The sequence below is a fragment of the Pantoea sp. Fr+CA_20 genome (assembly GCF_024520835.1).
Lineage (GTDB): Bacteria > Pseudomonadota > Gammaproteobacteria > Enterobacterales > Enterobacteriaceae > Pantoea > Pantoea allii.
The window spans coordinates 75,974-91,289 of sequence record NZ_JALNPN010000009.1 but is presented as its reverse complement, the minus strand read 5'-3'; the positions used below and the strand labels follow the sequence as shown (position 1 = coordinate 91,289).

Genomic DNA, 15,316 nt, shown 5'->3' with positions numbered 1-15,316 from the left:
TATCAGGCTTCTGCGAGAATCAGTTTCCAGCCGGTTACTTCATCCCAGTAGGTTTGCTCACGCTCAAGATCGAGTTGCACCAGGTTATTCTGATTGAAATAGCCTGCCGGGAAGGTGAGCGTCCAGTGACCGTCATCGCAGGTCAGTTTTAACGAATCCGGGCGCGTCGTGGCCTGGCGCTGGTTGTTCAGTAAGGTGCCCAGACGAAGCAGAAAGATCAGGGGTAAAAACTGCTTCTTCTTGAACAGCGTCACGCGTGGCAGCTCATCCACCTTCACCGCTTTACGGTGAAATCTGACCAGCGCCGCCAACAGCATTTGCTGATCCTGATTGAAGCCCGGCAGGTTAGTGTTCTGCAAAATATAGGCAGAATGGCGCTGTAAACCACTGTGGTTAATGGTCAGCCCGACCTCATGCAACATGGCTGCCCATTTTAACAGCGCAGCCAGCTGTGGATTCGCCAGTTTGGGATTTTGATCGCGCCACTGCAGATAAAGCTGTTCAGTCGTTTCCAGTACGCGCCGGGCCTGATCGCTGTCAATGGCATAGTGATTAGCCAGGCTCTGGGCTGTACGGCTGCGAATATCCTGATGACGGAAACGGCCTTCCATTTCATACAGCACGCCTTCCCGGAGGGCGCCATCACTCAGCGTCAGCTCACGGATGGCGAGTGCATCAAACACGCCACAGAGAATGGCTAAGCCGGGAACAAATACGCTTTTACGCTCTTCAGACAGACCCGGCAGACTCAGTGCCGCAAAGGATTTGTGCTTAATGACTTCATCGTAAAGCATGGTCAGGCGCTCGGGCGTAATCAGCTTCTCTTTCTCGCCCATGGCCAGCAGCACTTCGCAGGCCGCTTTGATGGTGCCCGATGCGCCCAGCGCATACTGCCAGCCGTGCAGACGATACTGCCACGCCAGCGTTTCCAGCTTTTGAGTGGCGGCCAGGCGAGCGCGACGAAAGTTCTCTACGCTGATTTCACCGCCAGGGAAATAAAGCTGGGCAAAACTGACGCAGCCCATACGACGGCTTTCCACCAGTTGCGGCTCAAAATCCTCGCCGATAACCAATTCCGTTGACCCGCCGCCGATGTCGATCACCAGCTTGCGGCCTTTTTCTGGCTGAGTATGCTCGACGCCCATAAAAATCAGGCGAGCTTCTTCGTGGCCGGAAATCACCTCAATCGGATAGGGAATGACCTCTGCTGCACGCTGCAAAAAGGTTTCGGCGTTCACCGCCTGGCGTAACGTATGGGTGCCCACAATCGTCACGTTGCTGGCGTTAAAACCCTGCAGGCGTTCAGCAAACAGCGCCAGGCAGTTCAGCCCGCGTTCCATTGCCTCTTCGCTCAGGTAATTTTTGGCATCCAGACCATCGGCCAGATGTACCCGTTGCTTCAGACGCCCCAGAACCTGCAAAGCACCATCCACCACGCGGGCAATTACCATGTGGAAACTATTGGAACCAAGGTCAATTGCCGCAAACTCTTGAGGTTTCGGCGTACTTTTTTGGGAGATTGGCATAGGCGTTATTCAGGTTGTTCCAGCTTCTTAATGTAATCGTAAATGGCCATCTGCGACCGCACTTTACGACGATTGCCGCGCTGAACGTACTGGTTAGTCAGCTCTTTATCGACAACCCGGGCTTTAACGGTGTCGCTGAGCTGAATAGCAATAATGTCCAGAATGCGCTGCTTTATTTGTGGATCAAGGATCGCTACGGCAACTTCGATGCGATAATCAATGTTACGCGTCATCCAGTCAGCGGATGAAAGAAACACTTTCTTATCACCACCGTTTTCAAAAATATAAACACGGTCGTGTTCCAGGAAGCGGTCAACGATACTGATTACGCGAATATTTTCACTGATCCCGGGCAAGTCTGGAATCAATGAGCACATTCCGCGCACCAGTAAATTAACATTTACGCCCACGCTGGATGCGGTATAAAGCCTGTCTACCAGCCCTTTGTCCACCAGGTTGTTAATTTTCAGCGTAATCCCACTGGGGCGTTTTTGCTGGGCATTGGCTATCTCGTTATCGATCAAATCATACAGCATCCGACGTGAGTTTTGCGGAGAAACCATTAAATGGTCAAAGGTCACCGGACGGTAAGGGTTTTCGATAAAGTTGAACACCCGGCGCACTTCATTGGTGATACGAGCATCGGCGGTTAACAGGGAATAGTCCGTGTAGAGCCTTGCCGTTTTTTCGTTGAAGTTACCGGTGCCAATGTGGGCGTAGCGCACGATCTCTTCGCCTTCACGTCGGGAAATTAAAAACAGTTTGGCGTGAATCTTCAGGCCGGGTGCCGAGAAAATAACGTGTACACCGGCTTCAGTCAGACGTTTCGCCCAGTAAATATTGGCCTCTTCATCAAAGCGGGCCTGAAGTTCTACCACAACCGTGACTTTCTTGCCGTTATAGGCGGCATGAATCATCGCATCCATGATGCGGGAATGCTTGGCGACGCGGTAAATATTGATTTTAATCGCCAGCACGCTCGGGTCGAATGACGCCTGACGTAACAATTCCAGCACATGCTCGAAGGTGTGATACGGATAGTAAAGCAGCACGTCGCGATTACGGATAGCATCAAAACCGTTGCGGAAACCATCAAAGCCAATATGACGGATTTGCGGCATCGGCCGGTTAATCAGGTTGTTTTTCCCGACATTAGGGAAGCCGATAAAATCTTTAAAGTTGTGGTAACGGCCGCCCGCCAGGACGGAGTCATAATTTGAAATCGACAATTTGTCGCACAGCAGCGCCACCATCGAGTCCGGCATGTCGCGCTGGTAAACAAACCGCACAGGTTCAGCCGTCAGACGTTGTTTCAGACTGGAGGACATCAGTTCCAGCAGGCTGGATTCCATTTCCGTTACCAGATCGTACTCTGCGTCACGCGTCATTTTCATCGAATAAGCGTTGAGCGTGTCGTAGTCATAAAACCCCTTGAAGATATCATCCAGGCAATAGCGCAGGATGTTATCTAACAGGATCATGGGTTTACGGCGACGTGGCGGTTCAGCTGGCAGATTAATAAAGCGCGGCACCTTGTCGGAGGGGATCTCCAGCAGGGCGTACTGAATATCCTGACCGCGAATAATTTCAACGGCCAGGTACGTGTAATCGTCTTTAAGAAACTCGGTCAGGTCGGTTTCATGGGTAATCAGAATCGGCGTGATGTGCTGACGCAGTTCATGCTTGAAATAGTGGCGCAGCCAGCTTTGCTGATTGGGGGAAAGCTGACGCTCATTAATCAGGAAGATTTGATTGCGCGCCATCTCCAGCAGCAGGTCGTTATACAGGGCATCAAATTCCTGATCTGATTTCAGGACGCGCTGTTGAATCTTCTTTAATAAATGACGTGGCGTACTGGCAGAGCCTTGCTCTTCGCCAATCAGGATACGTCGTTTCAAATCGGCAAAACGTACCTTGTAAAATTCGTCGAGGTTGTTCGAGTAAATACCTAAGAAACGCATACGTTCAATCAGCGGATTACTTTTATCTGCCGCTTCCTGCAAAACACGTTCGTTAAAGCACAACCAGCTCATTTCTTTTTCGATATAAAGCTTTACCTGACCCATTCTCACTCCGTATGACGGTTGCAGGACTGACGACGATACAGTATCCAACTGCATTATGGCGAGAGTATGGCAAGGTTGTCCAACGGCAAAAGTTGTCTTATCAACCAGCTACGGGCAACATAGCGACTCATTTCCGCCGGATAATCAGGGCCGCATGAGCGTAAACCATATTCCTGTGCAGTTTAGCGATCGCCGACGACGTGCGATTGACCGCTTTACGCGGCGCCTCGTCACGTCTTGCGGGGTGGCTATTCTGCTACTGATGATGCTGCTGTTCTTCTGGTTGCTTTGGGTGGTCCTGCCGCTGTTCAGCGCGCCGGGCGTGCAAAGCATCAGCAGCCAACGACTGTGGGACTCGGCCCCGGCCCTGGCGATTGGCAACCAGGGAACCCTGGGCTGGCGCATCAGCAGTGATGGTAAGGCGCGATTTATTCCGCTGAATGGCCAACCGGCGGCACCGGCTTTAGTGCTGTCATCCGTTCCACAGCAAATCGTGACCAGCGCAGACGACAGGACATTACTGCTTAATGCCCAGGGCAACTTAACGCTGCTGCAACCGGTGATAAGCCAGGGCGAGGGCGAGTGGCATTTTCCGCTAGGCGATAACGTGTTTCGGCTGCCGCAGGGTGGCATAAAAAAGATGGCGCTCGCCACAATAACCCCGGAACAGTGGCGCATTGCCGCCTCAGGTGACGCAGGATTAAGCATACTGACGCTGGGCACTAACCAGCAGGCATCGCTGATTACGCTGCCAGCCCAGCAGCCCCAACATCTGTTACTGTCGCCCGAAGGTGATCTGCTGTATACCACCGAAGGTCACCTGCTGCGGGTCTGGCAAATTGATGACGGGCGAGCATGGCTGCGCGAAACGCAGACGCTGCCTCAGGTGCCTCAGCAGCTGCAGTTACTGGCTGGAGGGCAAACCCTGCTGATCCGGGATGACAGCGGCATTACCCAGTGGTTTTCCATCGCAGGTGAGCACGGTCTGCGCTTACACCCTGTGCGTACCTTTGAACACAGCGCCGGACAGGCCACGATCATCAGCGAGCCACAGCGACGGGTTTTCGCCACTTTTGATCACGCCGGCATGTTGAAAGTCTTTGCCAGTAAACAGAATGGGCCGATCCTGCAACGTCAGCTGGCCCCCGGCATTCTTCAGGCGCAATTCTCACCCCATGGCGACAGCCTGTTGCTGGAACGGCAGTCAGGCTGGGAAACGCTGAAGCTGACGAATGCCTGGCCGGATGTGACCTGGCGTAATTTCTGGCAAAAAATCTGGTATGAAAACTACCCTAAACCCGACTGGGTCTGGCAATCCACGAATGCTGGCGACAGCTATCAGGCAAAATTCAGCTTAATCCCCATGGTCGTGGGCACGCTGAAAGCGGCCAGCATGGCACTGTTGTTTGCGACACCGCTGGCGCTGGCGGCTGCCATGTATACTGCGTGGTTTATGGCGCCGGGCTTGCGCCGTTGGGTTAAGCCCGCGATTGAGATGATGGGCGCACTGCCCAGCGTGGTGATCGGACTGATAGCAGGATTATGGTTAGCGCCCCATGTAGGTCAGGCGTTAATTGGCGTGCTGTTGCTGCCCGTCACACTTGCCGGTAGCCTGCTCGGGTGCGGCGTAGTGAGCCATCGTCTGCCTGAACGCTGGCGGCAGCCGGGGCGCGAGGTGCTGTTATTACTGCCTGTGCTGCTTGTTGTCACTCTGCTAACGTTGTGGCTGCCGACGCTGATCGTACCGGATGCCGGCGACTGGCTACCGCATTACGAGCAACGTAACCTGCTGGTGGCAGCGCTGGCGATGGGGTTTGCGCTGGTGCCCTTAATTTTTACCCTGGCAGAGGATGCGCTGTTTAGCGTACCGGCCTCGTTGGGACAAGGTTCACTGGCGCTGGGTGCCACGCCCTGGCAAACCCTGACGCGCGTGGTGCTGCCGGGCGCCTCGGCGGGCATCTTTGCCGCCCTGATGATTGGCTTTGGCAGGGCGGTCGGCGAAACCATGATTTTACTCATGGCGACCGGTAACACGCCGCAAAGTGAAGGCGGCTTGTTCAGCGGCCTGCGTACGCTTTCCGCCAATATCGCGATTGAGATGCCCGAAGCCGCAGTGGGCAGCGCCCATTATCGGATTCTGTTCTTAAGTGCGCTATTGCTGCTGATTTTTACGATGATCATTAATACCTTTGCAGAACTCATTCGCCAGCGCCTGCGCCTGCGCTTCAGTCAGTATAAGGAGCAGGCATGAAGGTGATGCGACAAAACGACCGCTGGCGCTGGTTAACGGCCGGGGCCGTGACGGTGTGTCTGCTGGCGTTTACCTTACTGATTGGGTTGCTGGGATGGCAGGGGCTACGGACGTTTTGGCCCCACAGAGTAGAGCTCTATACGTTTACGCAGCCCGACGGCAGTCAAACCCGCCTGCTGGGTGAAACCCTTGAGCGGCAGTCGAAGTATCCGGCACCCGCTGAAGGGACAGACGGCCAGCGAGCCTTTCTGCACCGCTACCTGATCAAGACCGGCAATCGCGACTGGGCCGCGCCCGATTTTCGTATTGCGCTCAGCAAAGCCGCACCGGCGGTCAGTCAGCCGGACGATATCATGGTGTTACAGCGCCGCAGCCACGGCAATGCTTACGGCTGGCTTGTCGGCTTGCGCGAAGACAATGAGGCGCTGACGGCAAAGAACATCCATGCGCTACTGCAGCAGCGACTCGAACAGGTACAGCTCACTGTGCGCCAGGCCAGCGAGATCCGTCGTATTGATATGGCCCAGCTGAATCAACAACTGGATCAGTTAGACGATCAGGCTGAACAGCAGCGCGAGGAAAAGCAGTTCGATTTACAGGCGCAGTCAGAATACGACGCCAACCAGGCAGCCCTGGAACGCCGGCTTATCCAGCTCAATGAAAGACTCAACAACCTGCAAGAAGAAAGCGAGCGTGACGTGTTGATTCTGCGTGACGTTAATGGCATTGAGCACAGTATCCCACTGTCGCAGATTGTGGCCGCCTGGCAGCCCAACGCCATGACGCTAACAGAAAAAACAGGGCACTTCTTACAGCAGTTGTGGCGCTTTGTCAGCGATTCACCTGCCGAAGGCGAAAGCGATTTTGGCGTTTTCCCCGCGCTGTTCGGCACGGTGCTGATGGTGCTGCTGATGTCGGTGGTGGTCATGCCGCTGGGGGTCATCGCGGCAGTCTGGCTGCATGAATATGCCGGACGTAATGCGTTGACTCGGCTGGTGCGCATCGCGGTGGTGAATCTGGCGGGCGTGCCCTCTATTGTCTATGGTGTGTTTGGTCTGGGCTTTTTTGTCTGGCTGGTGGGCGGAACGGTCGATCGGCTGTTTTACAGCAGCGCACTGCCGAATCCCACGTTCGGTACGCCGGGCTTACTTTGGGCATCGCTGACGCTGGCCTTGCTGACCCTGCCGGTGGTGATTGTGGCAACGGAAGAGGGGTTATCACGTATTCCGGATAGTCTGAGGCAGGGATCGCTGGCGCTCGGGGCGACCCAGGCCGAAACCTTGTGGAATGTGGTGTTACCGATGGCGGTTCCGGCCATGTTAACCGGGCTGATTCTGGCGGTGGCCCGCGCGGCGGGAGAAACCGCCCCCCTGATGTTGGTTGGCGTGGTAAAAATGGTACCGGAATTGCCCGTTGATGCCGTCTTCCCCTATCTGCACCTTGACAGGAAATTCATGCATCTGGGCTTTCAGATTTATGATTTAGCCTTTCAAAGCCCTAATACAGAGGCCGACCGTCCGTTGGTTTTTGCCACGGCGCTGCTGCTGGTGTTAATTATTCTGTTGCTGAACCTGTTAGCCATGGGCCTGCGTCACCGTCTGCGTGAACGCTATCGCCTGATGACTCAATAACTGACGATGACTACAATGCCCGAAACTGATATTGCGCTAACCGTTGATCATCTTTCACTCTGGTACGGTGAGCGCCAGGTGCTTCATGATATCTCGCTACAACTGCCTAAAAACCGGATTACCGCATTAATCGGTCCCTCCGGCTGTGGCAAATCAACGCTGCTGCGGTGTTTTAACCGCATGAATGATGTGATCGACAATTGTCGTGTCGACGGGGACATTTTGCTTGAGCAGCAGTCGATTATGCGGCCCACTCAGGATCGTTCCGCGCTACGCCGTCGTGTTGGGATGGTGTTCCAGCGGCCCAATCCTTTTCCGAAGTCGGTTTACGAAAACGTGGTTTATGGGCTGCGCTTACAGGGCGTGCGCGATAAGCGGGTGCTGAACGAGGCCTGTGAACGAGCACTGCGGGCGGCGGCGTTATGGGGGGAAGTGAAAGATCAACTGGCACAGAATGCCCTGACGCTCTCCACCGGTCAGCAGCAAAGGTTAGTGATTGCGCGTGCTATCGCGATTGAGCCGGACGTGCTGTTGCTGGATGAGCCGACATCCGCCCTGGACCCGATTTCAACGCTGGTGATTGAGGAACTGATGAGCACCCTGAAACAGCACTTCACGTTGGTGCTGGTCACCCACAATATGCAGCAGGCTTCACGGGTGTCGGACTACACCGCCTTTATGCACAATGGCGCGTTGGTCGAATTTGATGACACCGACCGCATTTTCACTGCGCCGAAGGTGCGGCGAACGGAAGATTATATTACCGGGCGGTATGGCTGACAGGTGCAGGGAGCCAGGCTCCCTATGAGTTACTCGTGTGCATAACCCTGAGGGGGCAATGGTTTACCATCCAGCCAGGCCTGACCCTCACGCATGGCTAGTCGGCCTTCAACAAACCAGCTAATCACCAGTGGATAAATGGCATGTTCCTGATGTTGTACGCGCTCGGTAATGTCCGCTTCACTGTCTTCCGCAAAAACCGGCACCTTTGCCTGTAGAATCACCGGCCCACCGTCAAGCTCATCCGTCACGAAATGCACAGAGGTGCCGTGTTCAGCATCGCCGTTTTCCAGCGCCTGGCGGTGAGTATGCAGACCGGGATATTTGGGCAGAAGCGACGGGTGAATATTCAGCAGGCGGTCAGCGTAATGCGCCACAAAAGCATGGCTTAAAATGCGCATATAACCGGCCAGCACGACGACGTCCGGGGCATAAGCATCGATCTCATGCATAAGCTGCCGATCAAAACGTTCACGATCGCTGAAATCACGGGGATTCAGCGCGGTCGCCGGAATCCCGGCGAGCGAGGCGCGCACTAAGCCGTAGGCGGAAGCGTTATTACTGAATACGGCAGCGACGCTGCCGTGAATACGCCCGTTTGCACAGGCGTCAAGGATGGACTGAAGATTGCTTCCGTTGCCGGAAATCAGCACAACCAGCTTTTTCATGACGTGATGACCACACGCTCTTCCGCTTCTGATGCGTTAATCACGCCAATTTTCCAGGCATTTTCACCAGCGGCGCGCATCAGTTCAACGGCGTTATCCGCATCGGCAGGGCTCAGTGCAATCACCATACCGACGCCACAGTTGAACGTGCGGTACATTTCATGACGGCTGACATTACCGGCCTGCTGCATCCAGCTAAACACGGCGGGCCACTGCCAGCTGTTCTCGTCAATCACGGCCTGGGTATTATCGGGCAGCACGCGTGGGATATTTTCCCAGAAACCGCCACCGGTAAGGTGAGCGATAGCGTGTACATCGACCTGTTCGATCAGGCTCAGGATGTTCTTGACGTAGATACGGGTTGGCTCAAGCAGATGATCGGCAAGCGGTTTGCCTTCCAGCTGTTCCACCAGCGGATCGGTACCGCTGACTTCCAGGATTTTGCGCACCAGTGAATAACCATTGGAGTGCGGGCCGCTGGAACCTAATGCGATCAGGACATCGCCATCCTGCACTTTGCTGCCATCAATGATGTCTGACTTCTCAACCACGCCCACGCAAAAGCCAGCCACGTCGTAGTCTTCGCCATGATACATTCCTGGCATTTCAGCGGTTTCACCGCCCACCAGTGCACAGCCTGACTGCAGGCAACCCTCGGCGATACCGGTGATAACGGCGGAAGCGGTATCCACATCCAGTTTGCCGGTGGCGTAATAATCCAGGAAGAAGAGCGGTTCAGCGCCTTGTACCACCAGGTCGTTGACACACATCGCCACCAGGTCAATGCCGATGGCATCGTGGCGCTTGAGATCCATCGCCAGACGCAGTTTGGTACCTACGCCGTCGGTGCCGGAGACCAGCACGGGTTCACGGTATTTTTGCGGCAGCGCACAAAGCGCACCGAAACCGCCCAGTCCACCCATTACTTCCGGGCGACGCGTCTTTTTCACTACGCCTTTAATACGGTCAACCAGAGCGTTACCAGCATCAATATCAACACCGGCGTCTTTGTAACTGAGAGAGGTCTTATCGGTCACTGCGAGGTCCCCACGCGAGTTGCGGTTGGTGGTTTAATATAAAGCGCGGCAATTCTACCAGCGCAGGCAAACGTTTGCGAGTCTCAGATTGCGTCCCTGGCGATTTTCATTAATCCTTACTTTGTCCTGACAAAATGCATTTGATTGCGCAAGCACATGTGGCGCAGGGGCGAAAAGGCGGTATAATCCGGCGATTTTTTTTAGCTCAACTCACTCCGGGAGAACAACAATGAAGATCGTGGAAGTTAAACACCCGCTGGTCAAACATAAACTGGGACTGATGCGTGAGCATGATATCAGTACAAAGCGTTTCCGCGAGCTGGCCTCTGAAGTTGGCAGTCTGCTGACCTATGAAGCCACCGCCGACCTGGAAACCGAAAAGGTGACAATTGAGGGCTGGAATGGCCCGGTTCAGGTTGATCAAATCAAAGGTAAAAAAATCACCGTGGTGCCTATTCTGCGTGCCGGTCTGGGCATGATGGAAGGGGTGCTTGAACACGTTCCCAGCGCACGCATCAGCGTCGTGGGCGTTTACCGTGACGAAGAAACCCTGGAGCCAGTACCTTATTTCCAGAAGCTAGTTTCAAATATTGAAGAGCGCCTGGCATTAGTGGTTGACCCGATGCTGGCCACAGGCGGCTCGATGATCGCCACGATCGATCTGTTAAAGAAAGCGGGCTGTAGCAGCATAAAAGTGCTGGTGCTGGTCGCTGCGCCTGAAGGCATTGCCGCGCTGGAAAAAGCGCATCCGGATGTTGAGCTTTACACCGCTTCTGTGGATCAGGGACTCAACGACAAAGGCTACATCATCCCGGGCCTGGGTGATGCTGGCGATAAAATCTTCGGCACCAAGTAATGACGAAAATGCGCGGCTCCACGCATCACGGTGTTTTCAGCCTGCAGCAGCAGGCCGGGCCGCTTTTTTCTGTCGTAACAGACCATCAAATGAATTAGCCGACCACAGAGTCGGCTTTTTTTTATCTAAAAACAGACGATTAACTCAAGGGGACTTTTAATGACTCGTCGCGCTATCGGCGTTAGCGAACGGCCGCCATTACTGCAAACCATTCCGCTCAGCCTGCAACATCTGTTTGCCATGTTTGGCGCTACGGTATTAGTACCGATTCTGTTCCACATCAATCCGGCGACGGTATTGCTGTTTAACGGTATTGGCACCTTGTTGTATCTGTTTATTTGTAAAGGAAAAATCCCGGCTTATCTGGGATCGAGCTTTGCCTTTATTTCGCCCGTCTTGCTGCTGCTGCCGCTGGGCTATGAAGTGGCGCTGGGCGGTTTTATTATGTGTGGCGTGTTGTTCTGCCTGGTTGCGCTGATCGTTAAAAAAGCCGGGACAGGCTGGCTGGATGTGATGTTCCCGCCTGCGGCGATGGGCGCCATCGTGGCCGTCATTGGTCTGGAACTGGCTGGCGTAGCCGCGAATATGGCCGGACTGCTTCCTGCCGAAGGCCAGTCGCCGGACGGCACAACCGTCTTGATTTCCGTCGTCACCCTGGCCGTTACCGTGTTTGGTTCGGTCTTGTTCCGTGGTTTTATGGCCATCATTCCGATTCTGATCGGTGTGCTGGTGGGTTACGCGCTTTCCGCATTCATGGGCATCGTGGACTGGAGCGGCGTTGAACATGCGCCCTGGTTTGCCTTACCAACCTTTTATACGCCGCGCTTTGAGTGGATTGCCATGCTGACCATTCTGCCTGCTGCTCTGGTGGTCATCGCCGAGCATGTAGGCCACCTGGTGGTCACGGCGAATATCGTGAAAAGAGATCTGGTGCGCGATCCCGGACTGCATCGTTCGATGTTCGCCAACGGCTTATCGACGGTCATTTCAGGTTTCTTTGGATCAACGCCTAACACAACCTACGGCGAAAACATCGGCGTGATGGCGATTACCCGTGTTTACAGTACCTGGGTGATTGGCGGTGCGGCCATTTTCGCCATTTTACTTTCCTGCGTGGGCAAACTGGCGGCCGCGATTCAGGCGATTCCGGTGCCCGTTATGGGCGGCGTGTCCTTGCTGCTGTATGGGGTTATCGGTGCGTCCGGTATTCGCGTATTGATTGAATCTAAAGTGGATTACAACAAGGCGCAAAACCTGATCCTGACCTCGGTTATCCTGATTATTGGCGTTAGCGGGGCGAAAGTGCATATCGGTGCTGCCGAGCTAAAAGGCATGGCGCTGGCAACACTCGTCGGCGTTGCGCTGTCCTTAATCTTTCGGGTGATTTCCGTACTGCGTCCGGAAGAAGTGATTCTGGATGCAGAAGATAACCCCGAGTCGTCATCGCGCAGCTAGACGTCAATACGCGGGCAGGGATGCCCGATTCATCTCTGGTTAAAAACTATGATAGACTTGCCCCGATTTTTGCTTGTTCTCTTGCTGAGGTGCTTCTGAACACGCCGGCACAATTGTCATTGCCACTCTATTTACCTGACGACGAAACCTTCGCCAGCTTCTGGCCGGGTGAAAACCCGTCGCTCATTGCCGCGATTAAGGGTGCGCTTAGCCAGCAGCATGGCAGCTATCTCTATTTCTGGTCTCGTGAAGGGGGCGGTCGCAGCCATCTGCTGCACGCCGCCTGCGCTGAAATGTCCGCACGCGGCGAAGCCGTGGGCTATGTGCCGCTTGATAAACGCACCTGGTTTGTCCCGGAAGTGCTGGAAGGCATGGAGCAACTGCCGCTGGTTTGCATCGACAATATTCAGTGCATTGCGGGAGACGAAGCATGGGAAATGGCGATTTTCGATCTCTATAACCGCATCCTGGAAACCGGCAATACCCGGTTATTTATTACCGGCGATCGCCCACCGCGTCAGCTTAATTTGCATTTGCCCGACCTGGCATCCCGCCTCGACTGGGGGCAAATTTATCGTCTACAGCCGCTTTCCGATGAAGATAAGTTACAGGCTTTACAACTGCGTGCCGGATTGCGGGGATTTGAACTGCCCGAAGACGTTGGTCGGTTTTTGCTGAAGCGGCTCGATCGTGAAATGCGTACCCTGTTTGATACGCTGGATCGCCTGGACAGTGCGTCGATCAGCGCCCAGCGTAAGCTGACGATTCCCTTCGTGAAAGAAACCCTCGGTCTCTAAATAATCTCCAGCACCGCTTCCGGCGGACGTCCCAGTCGGGCGCGATCGCCGTTAACCACAATGGGTCGCTCGATCAATTTGGGATGTTCCAGCAGGGCGTCCAGCAACGCGCTTTCCCCGATTTCTGGCCGATCCAGCCCCAGCGCCGCATATAATGGCTCTTTGTGGCGCATCAACTCACGCGCGCTTTGCATACCCAGTTTCTGCAGCAGGATTTGCAGGGTCTGGCGATCGGGCGGTGTGTCCAGATAACGCACGATTGTCGGGTGAATACCCTGTTGCTCCAGTAGCGCCAGGGTTTCCCGGCTCTTGCTGCAGCGCGGATTATGATAAAGCGTCACCATCCTGTTATCCTTTTTGATACTGCTTAAAGCGTTGCTGAAGCTGACGCAACTGATCGATGCGGGCATCGTATCGGGCCTGTTTCAGACTGCCGAGCGGCACCTGTGCACTGGCACGGCTCAGGGCACTAATGGCCTGATCGAGCTGGCCGTTCAACGCCAGACTTTCGGCGCGGGCAAAGAGTTCTTCATCTGTCTGTCCCTGCTGTGCTGAGGCCTGAGCCAGCAGATCCCACCCGTTGGTATCATCTTTATGTGTCCAGGTATAGCGGTTCAGGATGCGGCTGGCATTCGCGGGCTGTTTCGCTTCCACATAAGCGTTAGCGAGGTTTAGCTGCACGACCGGGCTGGTTTTTGCCGCCTGCGTGGCGGTCAGCATGGCTATTGCCTGCTGCGGCTGGTTCAGGCCGATATCAATGTCCGTCATCAGATCCAGCAGCCAGACATTTTCAGGCTGTTTAGCCAGCAGGGGCGCCACGATCTTTTTCGCCTCGCCATAGCTTTTGGCCTGAAGAAACTGCACGGCTTTACCGTACTGTGAGGCGAGCTGTTCGCGAGAATTACCGTTGGCATATTGCGTGAGCAAATCGTCCGTCAACTGGTTGCGGCCCGTCGAATACATGCCTAGTGACCGCACTTTGGCCAGATAGAAGTCTTGTGACGACTGCACGACCACCGGACGCATCTGGTTGGCACGGTTGCGCGCATCGGCAAGGCGGCTGTCAGGCAGCGGGTGCGTTAACAGTATTTCAGGCGGTTTTGAAGAGAAACGGCTCTGATCTGCCAGTTTTTGCAGGAAGTTAGGCATGGCTTGGGGATCAAACCCCGCGCGCTGCAACACCTGAATACCGATGCGATCCGCTTCCTGCTCATTGTTCTGGGTAAAGCTAATGATTCCCTGCTGCGTGCCTGCCAGCGTGCCGCTGAGTGCCGCCATCCCCATCTGCGGGCTGGCCATTGCCAGTAAAATGGAGCCAAGAGCGCCCACCCAGGTCAGCGGCGCATTGCGTTTTTGATCTTCCATCGCGCGCGCCAGATGGCGTTGCGTGACGTGGGAAATTTCATGGGCCATCACCGATGCCAGCTGGCTCTCATTATCCGTAAAACGGAACAGGGCCGCGTGCAGCACCACATTACCGCCAAAAAAGGCGAACGCGTTGAGCTCATCGTTCTGAATCAGGAAAAAGTGGAAAGGCGTTTTAACCCCGTCCGCATGTGAAACCAGGCGCTGCCCGAGTTGGTTGATGTACTGATTCAGTAAGGGATCGTTAATCAGCGGGGCGCTGGCGCGGAGCTGGCGGACGTAGAAGTCGCCCATCTGCAGTTCCTGATTAATCGACAAGGTCGAGGCTGCCGTTGTCCCCATATCCGGCAATGAGTCACTGATATCTGCGTGCGAGGTTAACGGGCAGGATAATGTCAGTGCAGGGAGCAGCGTCGCAATCAGCGTCTTTTTTAACCGGTTCAACATGCCTTTATCCTGTAATGAATCCCTGATTTGGCCAGGTAAGCAGCGGAAATGTTCTTTTTTTACGTCAATATTGGTGCCTTCTTCGTATCTTAACCACTGGTGGGGAAGAATGAAATGGCGCAGTGGCAGCAGGTGCAGGGGATTGTGCGTAAAACGCGACCTGTGAGGTCACGGTGGGCGACAGAACGTCATACGGATGCACAACGCTGGCCTGTCAGCGGGCTGAGTAAAGACACCGACGTGGCGATGATCATCCCTCTCAGCTGAGGCGACGAAGGGGCAAAGCTCGGGCAGCATCTCTATTCCGTGCCCCGGCAATGACGCACGGTTCTTGCGCGCCGAACGTTTCCTTCCCGGCTTCATGCCGGCTCTCTCCAGCAAGGCCACCGCGCCTTACAGCAAAATCAGGACGTTGCCTTTCCCAGGCTGCGACGTGT

General features: G+C 54.9%; 13 protein-coding genes. 7 read left to right on the top strand and 6 right to left on the bottom strand.

What is annotated here, in order from left to right; translation table 11 throughout:
* Window positions 1-2 precede the first annotated feature (2 nt).
* Both ppx and ppk1 read right to left on the bottom strand, forming a co-directional pair.
* Window positions 3-1,526, bottom strand: a complete 1,524-nt coding sequence (gene ppx, locus NR177_RS13100) for an exopolyphosphatase (RefSeq protein ID WP_063880547.1) — start codon at window positions 1,524-1,526, stop codon at window positions 3-5.
* Between the two features lie 5 nt (window positions 1,527-1,531).
* Window positions 1,532-3,592, bottom strand: coding sequence for a polyphosphate kinase 1 (ppk1, locus tag NR177_RS13095; RefSeq protein WP_063880546.1), 2,061 nt, complete (start codon window positions 3,590-3,592; stop codon window positions 1,532-1,534).
* Between the two features lie 154 nt (window positions 3,593-3,746).
* Here ppk1 and NR177_RS13090 point away from each other — a divergent pair, with 154 nt between their 5' ends.
* The 3 genes from NR177_RS13090 to pstB are packed head-to-tail and all read left to right on the top strand — an operon-like array spanning window position 3,747 to window position 8,254.
* Entirely contained in the window at window positions 3,747-5,843 is a 2,097-nt protein-coding gene (locus NR177_RS13090) for an ABC transporter permease subunit (RefSeq protein ID WP_256853028.1), read from the top strand.
* Window positions 5,840-7,474, top strand: a complete 1,635-nt coding sequence (gene pstA, locus NR177_RS13085) for a phosphate ABC transporter permease PstA (protein WP_145394068.1) — start codon at window positions 5,840-5,842, stop codon at window positions 7,472-7,474. The genes NR177_RS13090 and pstA overlap by 4 nt, the downstream gene beginning before the upstream one ends.
* Before the next feature lie 6 nt (window positions 7,475-7,480).
* Window positions 7,481-8,254, top strand: coding sequence for a phosphate ABC transporter ATP-binding protein PstB (gene pstB / locus NR177_RS13080; protein ID WP_063880543.1), 774 nt, complete (start codon window positions 7,481-7,483; stop codon window positions 8,252-8,254).
* A 29-nt stretch (window positions 8,255-8,283) separates the two neighbouring features.
* On the opposite strand, the gene purN is transcribed toward pstB, so the two are convergent.
* Together purN and purM are read right to left on the bottom strand one after the other, a co-directional pair.
* Entirely contained in the window at window positions 8,284-8,922 is a 639-nt protein-coding gene (gene purN, locus NR177_RS13075; RefSeq protein WP_256853027.1) for a phosphoribosylglycinamide formyltransferase, read from the bottom strand.
* Window positions 8,919-9,959, bottom strand: coding sequence for a phosphoribosylformylglycinamidine cyclo-ligase (gene purM / locus NR177_RS13070; protein ID WP_096012831.1), 1,041 nt, complete (start codon window positions 9,957-9,959; stop codon window positions 8,919-8,921). Before purM ends, purN begins: the two co-directional genes overlap by 4 nt.
* Before the next feature lie 229 nt (window positions 9,960-10,188).
* On the opposite strand from purM, the gene upp reads away from it, so the two are divergent.
* The 3 genes from upp (at window position 10,189) to hda (ending at window position 13,067) form a co-directional block, all read left to right on the top strand.
* Window positions 10,189-10,815 carry a uracil phosphoribosyltransferase gene (gene upp / locus NR177_RS13065; RefSeq protein WP_013026702.1) on the top strand — a complete coding sequence of 209 codons (627 nt, stop codon included), beginning with the start codon at window positions 10,189-10,191 and terminating at the stop codon, window positions 10,813-10,815.
* A gap of 159 nt (window positions 10,816-10,974) precedes the next feature.
* The gene (gene uraA, locus NR177_RS13060) at window positions 10,975-12,270 is read left to right on the top strand and encodes a uracil permease (protein WP_096012832.1); all 1,296 of its coding nucleotides are present in this window, start codon (window positions 10,975-10,977) and stop codon (window positions 12,268-12,270) included.
* A gap of 95 nt (window positions 12,271-12,365) precedes the next feature.
* Window positions 12,366-13,067 (top strand): DnaA inactivator Hda, encoded by a 702-nt coding sequence (gene hda / locus NR177_RS13055; RefSeq protein WP_216639872.1) that lies wholly within the window; start codon window positions 12,366-12,368, stop codon window positions 13,065-13,067.
* Here hda and arsC read toward each other — a convergent pair.
* Window positions 13,064-13,411: an arsenate reductase (glutaredoxin) gene (gene arsC / locus NR177_RS13050; protein WP_145394066.1), complete on the bottom strand. Its 348-nt coding sequence runs from the start codon at window positions 13,409-13,411 to the stop codon at window positions 13,064-13,066. The genes hda and arsC overlap by 4 nt on opposite strands.
* A gap of 4 nt (window positions 13,412-13,415) precedes the next feature.
* Window positions 13,416-14,879: a M48 family metallopeptidase gene (locus NR177_RS13045; protein ID WP_096012834.1), complete on the bottom strand. Its 1,464-nt coding sequence runs from the start codon at window positions 14,877-14,879 to the stop codon at window positions 13,416-13,418.
* A gap of 114 nt (window positions 14,880-14,993) precedes the next feature.
* On the opposite strand from NR177_RS13045, the gene NR177_RS13040 reads away from it, so the two are divergent.
* Window positions 14,994-15,146, top strand: coding sequence for a hypothetical protein (locus NR177_RS13040; RefSeq protein ID WP_186440809.1), 153 nt, complete (start codon window positions 14,994-14,996; stop codon window positions 15,144-15,146).
* Window positions 15,147-15,316: the final 170 nt, after the last annotated feature.

What these genes read in the sequence shown, in the direction of transcription:
- NR177_RS13090 (WP_256853028.1), top strand. Translation starts at nt 3,747, where the DNA reads ATGAGCGTAAACCATATTCCTGTGCAGTTTAGCGATCGCCGACGACGT.
- ppk1 (WP_063880546.1), bottom strand. Translation starts at nt 3,592, where the DNA reads ATGGGTCAGGTAAAGCTTTATATCGAAAAAGAAATGAGCTGGTTGTGC.
- NR177_RS13040 (WP_186440809.1), top strand. Translation starts at nt 14,994, where the DNA reads ATGGCGCAGTGGCAGCAGGTGCAGGGGATTGTGCGTAAAACGCGACCT.
- purN (WP_256853027.1), bottom strand. Translation starts at nt 8,922, where the DNA reads ATGAAAAAGCTGGTTGTGCTGATTTCCGGCAACGGAAGCAATCTTCAG.
- ppx (WP_063880547.1), bottom strand. Translation starts at nt 1,526, where the DNA reads ATGCCAATCTCCCAAAAAAGTACGCCGAAACCTCAAGAGTTTGCGGCA.
- uraA (WP_096012832.1), top strand. Translation starts at nt 10,975, where the DNA reads ATGACTCGTCGCGCTATCGGCGTTAGCGAACGGCCGCCATTACTGCAA.
- pstA (WP_145394068.1), top strand. Translation starts at nt 5,840, where the DNA reads ATGAAGGTGATGCGACAAAACGACCGCTGGCGCTGGTTAACGGCCGGG.
- pstB (WP_063880543.1), top strand. Translation starts at nt 7,481, where the DNA reads ATGACTACAATGCCCGAAACTGATATTGCGCTAACCGTTGATCATCTT.
- NR177_RS13045 (WP_096012834.1), bottom strand. Translation starts at nt 14,879, where the DNA reads ATGTTGAACCGGTTAAAAAAGACGCTGATTGCGACGCTGCTCCCTGCA.
- arsC (WP_145394066.1), bottom strand. Translation starts at nt 13,411, where the DNA reads ATGGTGACGCTTTATCATAATCCGCGCTGCAGCAAGAGCCGGGAAACC.
- upp (WP_013026702.1), top strand. Translation starts at nt 10,189, where the DNA reads ATGAAGATCGTGGAAGTTAAACACCCGCTGGTCAAACATAAACTGGGA.